Source organism: Paenirhodobacter huangdaonensis, from assembly GCF_004022465.1.
In the GTDB taxonomy this organism is placed as follows: Bacteria; Pseudomonadota; Alphaproteobacteria; order Rhodobacterales; family Rhodobacteraceae; genus Rhodobacter; species Rhodobacter huangdaonensis.
In genome coordinates this window covers 461,322-473,518 of record NZ_SAVA01000002.1, presented here as the reverse complement: position 1 = coordinate 473,518, position 12,197 = coordinate 461,322, and the positions used below count along the sequence as shown (strand labels likewise).

The following is a 12,197-nucleotide window of genomic DNA, read 5'->3' as shown; positions in this document are numbered from 1 at the left end:
GTTGCCGTGCCCGCTCAAAGCGGCGGCAGCTTCGCCGCGTCGAACCCCGCCCCCGGCAGCAGCTCGACCCCCGCCTTCGACATCCGCACCTCGACGCCTGCGGCAAGCAACGCCGCCTTCATCGCGTCGACCGGCGCGAAGTCCTTGGTCTCCATCGCCGCCGCGCGCAGATCGGACAGCCGCGCCGCATGGGCGGAGAGATCCGCCTGCGGCGCCGCGGCCCAGGCCCCCATGGCGGGCTCGAGCAGCCCCATCAGCTGCGCCGAGGCCAGAAGCCGCGCCGGATCGGCGCTCAGCGCATGAAGCTCGGCAATCGCGCCCGCGGTGTTCAGGTCATCGGCAAGCGCCGCGATCACCTCGGGCGCGGCGCTCGGCGCGGGCTCGATGCCCGCGGTGAGCGCACGCCACTTGCGCAGCGTGGCCTCGGCCTGCGCCGCCTTTTCCGCGGTCCAGTCCATCGGCTTGGTGTAATGCGTCTGCAGGAAGACGAAGCGGATCACCTCGCCCGGGATGCCCTTGTCGAGCAGGTCGCGCACGGTGAAGAAGTTGCCGAGCGACTTCGACATCTTCTTGCCCTCGACCTGCAGCATCTCGTTGTGCAGCCAGTAGCGGGCGAACTGCCCCTCGGGATGGGCGCAGCAGCTTTGCGCGATCTCGTTCTCGTGGTGCGGGAATTGCAGGTCGATGCCGCCCGCATGGATGTCGAAGCTCGCGCCAAGCAGTTCATAGCTCATCGCCGAGCATTCGATATGCCAGCCCGGCCGGCCACGGCCCCAGGGGCTGTCCCAGCCCGGCAGATCGGCGTCCGAGGGCTTCCACAGCACGAAGTCCATCGGGTCTTCCTTGAACGGCGCCACCTCGACCCGGGCGCCCGCGATCATGTCATCGACCGAACGGCCCGAGAGCGCGCCATAGTTCGTGTAGCTGCGCACCCGGAACAGCACATGCCCGTCCTTGGCATAGGCGTGCCCACTCTCGATCAGCCCGGCGATCATCGCGATCATCGCGCCGATGAAATCGGTCGCGCGCGGCTCGAGCGTCGGGCGCAGCGCGCCAAGCGCATCCATGTCGGCGTGATACCAGGCGATGGTTTCCTCGGTGCGGGCGCGGATCAGTTCCTCGAGCGTGCCCGCGGCCCCCGCTTCCTTGCGCGCGCGCGCCGTCGCGTTGATCTTGTCGTCGACGTCGGTGAAGTTGCGCACATATTTCACATGCGCCGCACCATAAACCAGCCGCAGCAGGCGGAACAGCACGTCGAACACGACGACCGGCCGGGCATTGCCCAGATGCGCGCGGTCATAGACCGTCGGGCCGCACAGATACATGCGCACGTTCTGCGGATCGAGCGGGACGAAAACCTCCTTGGTGCGGGTCTTCGTGTTGTGCAGGCGGATCTCGGTCATAAGTCCTCGCAGGCTTTCCCGGCGCGGGCTTAGCAGGTTCATCGATCTGTGGAAATGCGAAGAACGGCCCGCGTGACGGATGTCAGCGGCAAATAATGATGCAGATGAGGGGGGCACGGTTCTTCATGCGCCGTTTCTAGCGCGCCGCCGCGCCGCTGTGAAGCCCCTTCGGGATCTGGACATTGCGCCCGGCCTCGGTCACGCTGCCGGGCAACGACCATAACCAGTGCGATCTTTTCGATGACGATCCGTCCCGCCGATGTGCCCGTCCCCGCCGAGGGGCAAAGCTATGCCCGCTGTCTCGAACTGGTGGAGGCGCACGGGGGCTTCCTGCGCGACTACACCCACCACAGCCTCTGCTATCTGCCGGGCACCGGGGCGGCGGCGCGCCACCTCGTCATCACGCTCGGCAACCTTTCCTCCTATCACGAGAAGGGCGAGCGGCTGCCCTGGGCCTACGGGCTGATCGCGAAACAGGGCTGGTCGGTCCTCGGCGTGATGAACAAGCGCGGCGACTGGTTCCGCGAGCCCGAGATCCTCGCCGTGTTGGCCGAGCTGCGCGACAGTGGCTTTTACGATGAGTTCACCCGGATCTCGACCTATGGCAGCTCGATGGGCGGCTATGGCGCGCTGGCGCTGGCGCCGCTTTTTCCGCGCGCCCATGCCGTGGCCTTCGCGCCGCAATCCACGCTGAACCGCCGCGCTGCGCCCTTCGACAAGCGCTATCGCTATGGCCGGGGGCTTGGCGACTGGACCGTGCCCGAGGCCGATGCCGCGCGCGGGGCAAAGGCGCTGGCGGGAGGATATATCTTCTATGACCCGTTCATCGCCCCCGACAAGGCGCATGTCGCCCGGATCAGGGCGCCGAACCTGCTGAAGCTGAAGCTGCGCCATTGCGGCCATGCGCTGCCGCCGGTGCTGATGCGGATGGAGCTTCTGAAGCCGATCGCCCTTGCCGCGCTGCGCGGCGAACTGACCGAGGAGAGCTTCGCGCAGATGCTGCGCGCGCGGCGCGACTCGGTGCGCTATGTCGACCTGCTGCTCGAGAACGCCCGCGCCCGTGGCCATTTTGCCCTTGGCCTGGCGGCGGTCGACGAAGCTCTTCCGCGCCTCAAGAACTGGAAATTACGAAATCAGCGCAAGGCTTTGCTGGACGCTCTTCAGGAAAAGGATGAAGCCGGCTGAGGGTCAGGCCGCGGCCTGCCACAGCGCCGGCGCGAAAGGTTCGATCCGCACCGACTTGCCCTCGAAGGTGCAAAACGATCCGGGCGGGATCTCCTGCCAGTCGCCTTCGTCATCCTCGAGCGGCTCGGACACCACGGCGCGGCCGCGGCGGGTTTCCGACCAGCGGTGATAGAGCGTCGGCGCCGCCGCGTCGCTGGCATAGCGCACCGCATAAAGCCGCACCCCATCCGAGAGCGCCGCCGTCAGCCGCAGATAGGGCGCATGGCCGCGTTCGCGCGCATGCGCCTCGAACCGCGCCGCGGCGCGTTCGAGCGCGCATTTCGGATCGGCCTCGAGCCCCTCGCCGATCGCCACCAGAAATAGCGCCTCGCTGTCGGTCGCGCCCTTGCGCTGCGGATAGAGGGCATCGGGGATCATCATCTCGGCGTCGCGCCGGAAGGCGTCGAAACCGCCGATCTGGCCATTGTGCATGAAGCTCCAATGGCCGACGACGAAGGGATGGCAATTGTTGCGCGAGGTCGCGGTGCCGGTCGAGGCGCGAACATGGGCGAGGAACAGCCCCGATTTCACCGTCGCGGTGAGCGAGCGCAGGTTCGGGTCCGACCAGGCCGGCATCACGTCGCGGTAAAGCCCGGGCTCGGGCTTTTCGCCATACCAAGCGACGCCGAAACCGTCGGCGTTGATCGCCGTGTGGCAGCGCGTTGCGCAATGGCTTTGATGGATCAGCGAATGCCCCGGCCGGCTGACGATGTCCTCAAGGAAGGTCGGCTGTCCGATATAGGCGGCCCAACGGCACATTCTGGCTCTCACACGGCACGAAACGCGCCGCCCTCACTCATGCTGCATTGCGGCAATGTAACACGGCGATGACGGCGCGCAAAGTCACTCGATCGCTTCTACGATCACCAGATCGCGTTCGGCCGCACCCTTGGCATGGGCAAGTGCCGCCTGATACTCGGGGCCGCGATAGCAGGCCTCGGCCGCCTCGAGGCTCGGGAACCAGGCGACGACATTGCGCGCCCGCTCCTTGCCCTCAAGCTGCACATAGCGCGCGCCGCGGGCCAAGAACCGCCCGCCCGCCTTGGCGATCGCCGGCCCCGCGGCCTCGGCATATTTGCCATAGGCCTCGGGGTTGGTGACGGTCACATGCGCGATCCAGTAGGCGCCGGGCATCACACCGTCCCCGCAAGCACGGCGCGCGCGGCCGAGACCGCCTCGGCCGCCTTCGACGGATCGGCCCCGCCCGCCTGCGCCATGTCGGGACGGCCACCGCCGCCCTTGCCGCCAAGCGCCGCCGCCGCCGCCTTGACCAGATCGACGGCCGAGACGGTGCCGGTCTTGTCGGCGGTGACGCCCGCCGCGACCGCGGCCTTGCCGCCGGTATCGGCGACGACCAGAACCGCGCCCGAGCCGACCTTGTCCTTCAGCGCATCGACCAGCGCCGGCAGGTCCTTGCCCGAGACGCCGGTGACGATCTGGGCAAGGAACTTGACCCCGCCGATGTCCTCAGCCTCGGGACCGCCCGCAGCCCCGCCGCCCATGGCGAGCTCGCGGCGCAGCTGCGCCACCTCGTTCGCCAGGTGCTTGCGCTCCTCGGCCAGCGCATGGACACGCTCGACCAGATCGGCGGTCGAGGTCTTCAGCGTCGCCGCGGCTTCCGCCGCCAGCGCCGCCTGGCCCTTGAGGTAATCGAGCGCCACCTGCCCGGTCAGCGCCTCGACCCGGCGCACGCCGGCCGAGGACGCGCTGTCGCCCAGCACGACGAAGGCGCCGATGTCGCCGGTGCGCGCCACATGGGTGCCGCCGCACAGCTCGAGCGAATAGGTCTTGCCGGCCGGGCCCTTGCCCGAGCCCATCAGCTCGCCCATCGACACGACGCGGACCTCGTCGCCGTATTTCTCGCCGAACAGCGCCTGCGCGCCAAGGCCGCGGGCGTCGTCGGGGGTCATGATCCGGGTCTCGACCGGGGCGTTCTGGCGGATGAAGGCGTTCACCTCGGCCTCGACCGCGGCGATCTCCTCGGCGCTCATCGCCTTCGAATGGCTGAAGTCGAAGCGCAGCCGGTCCTCGGCGTTGAGCGAGCCCTTCTGCGCGACATGCGCGCCCAGCGTGCGGCGCAGCGCCTCGTTCAGCAGGTGGGTGGCCGAGTGGTTCGCGCGGATCGCCGAACGACGCATGTGGTCGACCTCGAGCCGGGCGCCCTGCCCGACCGAGATCTCGCCCATCGTCACCTCGGCGATGTGCAGGAAGACGCCCGCGACCTTGCGGGTGTCGGTCACATGCGCCTCGCCGGTCTCGGTGCGGATGATGCCGGCATCGCCGACCTGACCGCCCGATTCCGCGTAGAAGGGCGTCTGGTTGACGACGATCTGCACCGTGCCCTTCGCCGATTTCACCTCGGCGCCGTCCTGCACCAGCGCAAGGATCTGGCCCTCGGCCTTCTCGGTGTCATAGCCGAGGAATTCGGTCACGCCCTTCTCTTCGGCGATCTCGAACCAGATCTTGGCGTCCTTGGTCTCGCCCGAGCCGGCCCAGGCGGCGCGCGCCTTCGCCTTCTGCTCGGCCATCGCGGCGTCGAACCCATTGGTGTCGACGGTCATCCCCTTCTCGCGCAGCGCGTCCTGCGTCAGGTCGAGCGGGAAGCCGTAGGTATCATAAAGCTTGAAAGCCGCATCGCCCGGCAGCACGCCGCCCTCGGGCAGGCCCTCGACCTCGTCGTCAAGCAGCTTCAGCCCGCGGTCGAGCGTCACGCGGAACTTCGTTTCCTCGAGCTTCAGCGTCTCCTCGATCAGCGCCTGCGCGCGCACGAGTTCCGGATAGGCCTCGCCCATCTGCCGCACCAGCGCCGGCACCAGACGGTGCATCACCGGGTCCTTGGCGCCCAGCATGTGGGCATGGCGCGCGGCGCGGCGCAGGATGCGGCGCAGCACATAGCCGCGGCCGTCGTTCGAGGGCATCACGCCATCGGCGATCAGGAACGAGGTCGAACGCAGGTGGTCGGCGATCACCCGGTGATGCACCTTGCCCGGGCCGTCGGGGTCTTGCGAGGTGACATTGGCCGAGGCCTCGATCAGCGCGCGCATCAGGTCGGTATCATAGTTGTCGTGCTTGCCCTGCAGCAGCGCGCCGATCCGCTCGAGCCCCATGCCGGTGTCGATCGACTGCATGTCGAGGGTGCGCATCGAGCCGTCCTCGAACTGCTCGTTCTGCATGAAGACGAGGTTCCAGATCTCGATGAAGCGATCGCCGTCCTCGTCCTTCGAGCCGGGCGGGCCACCCCAGATGTGGTCGCCGTGGTCGAAGAAGATCTCGGTGCAGGGGCCGCAGGGGCCGGTCGGCCCCATCTGCCAGAAGTTGTCCTTGGTGGGGATGCGGATGATGCGCTCGTCGGGCAGGCCCGCGACCTTCTTCCAGATCTCGGCCGCCTCGTCGTCGGTGTGATAGACGGTGACCAGAAGCTTGTCCTTCGGAATGCCGAAGTCCTTGGTCAAAAGCTCCCAGGCGAAGGGGATCGCGCCTTCCTTGAAATAATCGCCGAAGGAGAAGTTCCCCAGCATCTCGAAGAAGGTGTGGTGGCGCGCGGTGTAGCCGACATTGTCGAGGTCGTTGTGCTTGCCGCCGGCGCGCACGCATTTCTGCGCGGTGGTGGCGCGGACGTAATCGCGCTTCTCGACGCCGGTGAAGCAGTTCTTGAACTGCACCATGCCGGAGTTGGTGAACATCAGCGTCGGGTCGTTGCGCGGCACGAGCGGCGAGCTTTCGACGACGCGGTGGCCGTTGCGCTCGAAGAAGTTGAGGAACGTCGATCGGATATCGTTCAGGCTGGGCATATCTCTGGCCTTCCGGGGCAATTTGCTTTCCGTTTAGCCTTCGCGCCCGCCCCTGTCCAGAAAGCAAAAGGCCGGGCGACTGCCCGGCCTCGTCACAAGGGGCTCGCCCCGCTCTCACTCCTCGGTGAGAGGCTCGTCGTCGGTGCTGGTGCTGAAGTCGAGCCCGTGGCTTGCGCGGATCTTGTCCTCGATCTCATAGGCCATGTCGGGGTGGTCGCGCAGGAACTGCTTGGCGTTCTCGCGGCCCTGGCCGATGCGCTCGTCGCCGTAGCTGTACCAGGAGCCCGACTTCTCGACCACGCTGGCCTTGACGCCAAGGTCGATCAGCTCGCCGACCTTCGAGATGCCCTCGCCATACATGATGTCGAACTCGACCTGGCGGAACGGCGGCGCGACCTTGTTCTTCACCACCTTCACCCGGGTCTGGTTGCCCACCACCTCGTCGCGATCCTTGATCGAGCCGATGCGGCGGATGTCGAGACGGACCGAGGCATAGAATTTCAGCGCGTTGCCGCCCGAAGTGGTCTCGGGGCTGCCGAACATCACGCCGATCTTCATGCGGATCTGGTTGATGAAGATCACCATGCAGTTCGAGCGCCCGATCGAGGCGGTGAGCTTGCGCATCGCCTGGCTCATCAGCCGGGCCTGCGCGCCGACGGTCGCGTCGCCCATGTCGCCCTCGATCTCGGCCTTCGGCGTCAGCGCCGCGACCGAGTCGACCACCACCATGCTGACCGCCCCCGAGCGCACCAGCGTGTCAACGATCTCGAGCGCCTGCTCGCCGGTGTCGGGCTGCGAGATCAGCAGCTCGTCGAGGTTCACCCCGAGCTTGCGGGCATAGAGCGGGTCGAGCGCGTGTTCCGCGTCGACGAAGGCGCACACGCCGCCCTTCTTCTGCTCCTCGGCGATGCAATGCAGCGTCAGCGTGGTCTTGCCCGAGCTTTCCGGCCCGTAGATCTCGATGATCCGCCCCTTCGGCAGACCGCCGATGCCGAGCGCGATATCGAGCCCGAGCGAACCGGTCGACGTCGACTCGATCTCGGTGGCGGGATTGTCGCCCCCGAGCTTCATGATTGCACCCTTGCCGAACTGCCGTTCGATCTGTGCCAGCGCCGATTCGAGCGCCTTCTGCTTGTCCGCACTGCGTTTGTCGTTCATCTCGAAAAGGCCCGCCGTTGACATCGATCGCATCCTTATCCCACAGTGCGCCGACCGCGGCAATCACGGGGCCGTCCGCCATTCGTTCTCATTTCGTTCTTATTCTTATGAGCACAATACGAGAACATTGCAACAGTTTATTGCCGGATGCGGACCGCAAAAGATTGCATCACGCCCCCGTCCCGGGGCAGGAACGAGGCAAGACAACGAGGGCAGGATGCTCATCTTCTGGGATCAACGACTGGTCTTTCTGGCAACGCCCAAAGCCGGCTCGAGCGCGGTCGAAGCCGCGCTGGAACCGCTCGCCTCCGTGGCGATGAAGCGGCCTGATCCGCTCAAGCATATGTCCGCGCAGGATTATCTTTCCCATTTCGCGCCCTATCTCGAGGCCGCAAGCGGCGAGCGCTTCACCACCGTCGCGCTGATGCGCGAGCCGGTGGGCTGGCTGATGTCGTGGTATCGCTTCCGCCAGCGCGATGCTTTCGACGGCGAGGAGGCGGCGATCCGCCGGCACAGTTTCGAGACCTTCGCCCGCGCCTATGTCGACCCCGCCGATCCGCTGCATGCCGAGATCGGGCGGCAATCCGACGTGCTGGCCGATGCCGAGGGCAAGCCGCTCGTCGACCGGATCTTCCGCTACGAGGCGATCGACCGCTTCGTGCATTTCCTCGAGGACCGGCTCGACTGCGCGATCACCTTGCCCCGGGTCAACGTGCCGCCCGCGGCCGACGTCAAGCTGACGCGCGAGAGCGAGGCGAAGCTGCGCGAGGCGATGGCGGCCGATGTCACCCTTTATGGCCAGCTCGGCTGAGACCGGGCCGGCCGCTCAGCGGCGGATCTGGTTCTGCACCGTCGCGGTCAGTTCGCTCAGCGAGAAGGGTTTCGGCAGGAAGACAGAATTCGCCACCGGCGGCCGACCGTCGCGGAACACGTCCTCGGCATAGCCCGAGACGAAGATCACTGCGGTGTCGGGGCGCGCCTTCAGCGCCTCGGCGACCCAGCTCGGCCCATCCATCCCCGGCATGATGACATCGGTGACGAAGGCGTCGAAGGCGAGGCTCCTGTCCTCGAGGATGCGCAGCGCCTCCTCGGCGTTCTCGGCCTCGAAGACGGTATAGCCACGCAGCTTCAGCGCCCGCGAGGCGAAGGCACGCACCGGCGCCTCGTCCTCGACGAGCAGGATCGTCGCACTCACCGCCTCCTCCGGGACGGCAGGCCCGGACGCCGCGACCGGCCCGGGCTCGGCCAGCGCCAGCCGCTCGTGCGCCGGCAGATAGAGGGTGAAGCAGCTGCCGCTGGCCACCACCGAGTCGCAGAAGATATAGCCGCCGGTCTGCTTGACGATGCCATAGGCGGTCGAGAGACCGAGCCCCGTGCCCTCGCCCGTGCGTTTCGTGGTATAGAACGGCTCGAAGATCTTCTGCAGCTTGTCGGCGGCGATGCCGACCCCCTCGTCGATCACCCGCACCACCACCCAGTCCCCCTTGGCGACGGTGGCGCGGTCGCGCTTCAGGTCCTCGGTCAGGGTGACGTTCTCGGTCTCGATCCGGATCTCGCCACCGCCCGGCATCGCGTCGCGCGCATTCACCACGAGGTTCATGATCACCTGTTCAAGCTGGCGCTTGTCAGCGCGGATCGGTTTCAGATCCGGGTCATGGCTCAGCCGCAACACCACCTTCTCGCCGACCAGACGGTTGAGCAGATGGGTGAGGTCGGAAAGCGTGTCGCGCAGGTCGATGATCCGCGGGTTCATCGTCTGCTTGCGCGAGAAGGCAAGCAGCTGGCCCACCAGCGAGGCCGCGCGGTTCGCGTTCTGGCTGATCTGGTCGAGATCGGCATAATCCGGATCGCCCTTGTCGTGGCGCAGCATCAACAGGTCGCAATGCCCGGAAATCGCCGTCAGCAGATTGTTGAAATCATGCGCCACGCCGCCCGCAAGCTGGCCGATCGCCTGCATCTTCTGGCTTTGCACGAATTGCGCCTCGAGCGTCTTCAGCTGCGTCGCGTCCGACAGCACCGCGACAAGGCCGACCTTGCCCTCCTCGACCATCCGGCTGAGCGTGACCTGCAGATAGACCTCGCGGTCGCCGCGGCGGGCCCGCAGCACCTCGGGGCGGCGGTCGGCCCGGCCGGCAACGGCATCGGCAACCCAGTCGGTGACCGGCCGGCCGAGCCCCTCGAACAGATCCGACAGCCGTGCCTCGGGCGCGATCTGACCAAGCAGCGCGCGCGCCGCACGGTTCACCGCCAGCACCCGCCCGTCGGCGCCAAGCCGCATCAGCGCCACCGGCAGCGCCTCGAAGGAGGCCGGGTCATGCGACGCGACGCGCCCTGCCGGCAACGGCAGCAGATAGATCTCGCTGCGCCCGCCCGGCCCCTCGATCTCGGCAATGATGCAGCGCAGCGGGCCGTCCGGGGTGGCTATCTCGTGCTCCTCGCCCGGATGCAGCGGCAGGTCGATGAAGATCCGGTCGAGCGTGCGCACCCGCTCGCCGACGATCCGGCGCAGCGACTCGTTCATGAACAGGATCGTGCCGCTGCGCGAGGCGGTGAGCATCGGCAGGCTGATCGTCTCGGCGCCGCGCCCGCCCATCGGCCGCTCGGCCATGTCTTCAAGCCGCCACAGGAACCCTTCCTCGCCGATCTGATGCACCGACAGCCGGACGTGGCCGCGCCGGGTCACCAGATCCTCGCGTGTCGCGCCAAGCGCCGCAGCCTTCTGCTGCATCCGGGCCAGCATCGCTGCCGGATGGGCAAAGACCTCGTTCAGCGCATGCGACAATGTCTGCCCGCCGCGCGAGCCAAAGCGCTCGAGCGCCGCGGCGTTCTGAAAGGTGATCTCGCCCTCGGGATCGGTGGTGAAGGAGGGCGCGGCATCTTGCTCGACGAACTGCGAGATCGCGGCGCGCAGCCCGGCCTGCCGGCGCGCCAGGGCAAAGCCCGCAAGCCGCACCACCCCGGCCAGAACGGCAAGGGTTCCGGCGACCGAGGCAAGCAACAGCGTCGTCATCCGCTCCGGCACCAGGACTGCCGAGACCGCCGCGACAAGCGCACCGCCGAGAAGATAGATCGCGCCGGGCGCGAGCTTCGCGGCAGCGCGACCGAAGGGCAGCAGGGGCTGATCGGTGTGCGACACGTGCCTCGTCCTTTGCAGATTCGTCTTTCCAGCATTCGGGGACAAAAGGCTTAAGGCCCCCTTAACGCGATGGAAGACACACCCTCCGGGCGTGTCAATCTCTGCGTTCGAGCTGCGCCGCGAAAAACCCGTCGCCGCCGTCCAGCGGGGTGAAGCGGCGCTGTTCGGCCACCTGCCAGCCGGTCTCGCGCACGAAGGCCTCGACCTGCGCCGCGTTCTCGGCATCGAGCAGCGAACAGGTCATGTAAAGCAGCCGCCCGCCCGGCGCCACCCGTGCCGCCGCCGCGCGCAGGATCTGCGCCTGCAGCGTGCAAAGCTCCGCCAGCCGTTCGGGCGTCAGCCGCCATTTCGCCTCGGGCGTGCGCCGCCAGGTGCCCGAGCCCGAACAGGGCGCATCGACCAGGACCAGGTCATAGTCCCGCCCCAGCCGCCCGGGCGCCACGGTCGAGATCCGCGCGCCCGCGCGCGCCGCACGCACCGGAATGTCGCGCATCCGGCCGGGATCGATGTCATGCGCCTCGATCCGCGCCTTCGGCGCGCGCGCGGCCAGTGCCAGCGCCTTACCGCCGCCGCCCGCACAATAGTCGAGCACCCGCATCCCGGCCGCGACCGGCACCTGCGCGATCGCCGCCTGCGAGGCCGCATCCTGCAGCTCGACCAGCCCGTCGCGATAGGCGGCCGATGCCTGAACCCGCCGCGCGCCCCCGGTCACCTCGAGCGCGGTCTCGGCGAGCGGATCGGGGCGGGTCGCGATGCCCTCGAGGGCCAGCGCCGCCTGCGCCGCGGCGCGGTCGCCGCGCGCGAGGTTCACCCGCAGGAAGACCGGCGCGCGGGCGCGCATCCGCGCACTCACCGCGGCATAAGCGGCGCCGAGATCGGCCTGCAGCTGCGGGCGCAGCCAGTCGGGCCAGTCGAGATCGGCAAGGGTGCCCTCGTCGGGCAGCGGCTGCGCCAGCCGCGCCGCCTCCTGCGCGGAAAGCGGCGCCGGCGCATGGCCCTCGCCGGTGAACAGCGCCGCGATATCGAGCCCCTGCGCGCGGGCGAGCCCCAGCACCAGCGCCCGCCCGCTCTCGCCACCGCCAAGCGCGGCGAAACTGCCGCGACAGCGCAGCACGTCGAAGACGTGGTCGCGCACCGCCGCCCGGTCGCCCGAGCCGGCAAACCGGCTCGCCCGGCCCCAGTTCGTCAGCGCACGCTCGGCCGGCGCGCCCTCCCGCACCTGCTCGAGGATCGCGATTGCGGCGGCAAGACGGGCGGCGGGGGTCATCGGTGATCCTTTCGGGACGGGAAGAAGGGGGGCGCTGCCCCCCTCGGCCTGCGGCCTCACCCCCCGGAGTAGTTTTGCCAAGAAAAAGCCAAAGGGGCTTTCTCCCTGGCCGAAATACCTCGGGGGTGAGCGGCCTTGGCCGCGAGGGGGCAGCGCCCCCTCTCTGGACGGTGTCGCAAGGCCGATGCGGGGCGCTTTGCGACCGGGATGCGGGGCTT

The 12,197-nt window shown here is 68.1% G+C and carries 9 protein-coding genes; 2 read left to right on the top strand and 7 right to left on the bottom strand.

Annotation, left to right across the window (positions count from 1 at the left end):
• Positions 1-14: 14 nt before the first annotated feature.
• Positions 15-1,403, bottom strand: a complete 1,389-nt coding sequence (cysS, locus tag EOW66_RS05435; protein WP_128155417.1) for a cysteine--tRNA ligase — start codon at positions 1,401-1,403, stop codon at positions 15-17.
• A gap of 240 nt (positions 1,404-1,643) precedes the next feature.
• Here cysS and EOW66_RS05430 point away from each other — a divergent pair, with 240 nt between their 5' ends.
• Positions 1,644-2,588 carry an alpha/beta hydrolase family protein gene (locus tag EOW66_RS05430; RefSeq protein WP_128155416.1) on the top strand — a complete coding sequence of 315 codons (945 nt, stop codon included), beginning with the start codon at positions 1,644-1,646 and terminating at the stop codon, positions 2,586-2,588.
• 3 nt (positions 2,589-2,591) lie between these two features.
• On the opposite strand, the gene EOW66_RS05425 is transcribed toward EOW66_RS05430, so the two are convergent.
• The 4 genes from EOW66_RS05425 to recA form a co-directional block, all read right to left on the bottom strand.
• A complete protein-coding gene (locus EOW66_RS05425) occupies positions 2,592-3,386 on the bottom strand; it encodes a class II glutamine amidotransferase (RefSeq protein WP_113901441.1) in 795 nt (264 codons plus the stop codon).
• Positions 3,387-3,470: 84 nt separating this feature from the next.
• Positions 3,471-3,761: a DUF1330 domain-containing protein gene (locus tag EOW66_RS05420; protein WP_128155415.1), complete on the bottom strand. Its 291-nt coding sequence runs from the start codon at positions 3,759-3,761 to the stop codon at positions 3,471-3,473.
• Positions 3,761-6,418 (bottom strand): alanine--tRNA ligase, encoded by a 2,658-nt coding sequence (gene alaS / locus EOW66_RS05415; RefSeq protein ID WP_128155414.1) that lies wholly within the window; start codon positions 6,416-6,418, stop codon positions 3,761-3,763. The genes EOW66_RS05420 and alaS overlap by 1 nt, the downstream gene beginning before the upstream one ends.
• A gap of 114 nt (positions 6,419-6,532) precedes the next feature.
• A complete protein-coding gene (gene recA / locus EOW66_RS05410; protein WP_113901444.1) occupies positions 6,533-7,600 on the bottom strand; it encodes a recombinase RecA in 1,068 nt (355 codons plus the stop codon).
• Positions 7,601-7,793: 193 nt separating this feature from the next.
• Here recA and EOW66_RS05405 point away from each other — a divergent pair, with 193 nt between their 5' ends.
• Positions 7,794-8,387, top strand: a complete 594-nt coding sequence (locus tag EOW66_RS05405; RefSeq protein WP_128155413.1) for a hypothetical protein — start codon at positions 7,794-7,796, stop codon at positions 8,385-8,387.
• Between the two features lie 15 nt (positions 8,388-8,402).
• Here EOW66_RS05405 and EOW66_RS05400 read toward each other — a convergent pair whose 3' ends face one another.
• Together EOW66_RS05400 and EOW66_RS05395 are read right to left on the bottom strand one after the other, a co-directional pair.
• The gene (locus EOW66_RS05400; protein ID WP_128155463.1) at positions 8,403-10,586 is read right to left on the bottom strand and encodes an ATP-binding response regulator; all 2,184 of its coding nucleotides are present in this window, start codon (positions 10,584-10,586) and stop codon (positions 8,403-8,405) included.
• 220 nt (positions 10,587-10,806) lie between these two features.
• Positions 10,807-11,979: an RsmB/NOP family class I SAM-dependent RNA methyltransferase gene (locus EOW66_RS05395; protein ID WP_128155412.1), complete on the bottom strand. Its 1,173-nt coding sequence runs from the start codon at positions 11,977-11,979 to the stop codon at positions 10,807-10,809.
• Positions 11,980-12,197: the final 218 nt, after the last annotated feature.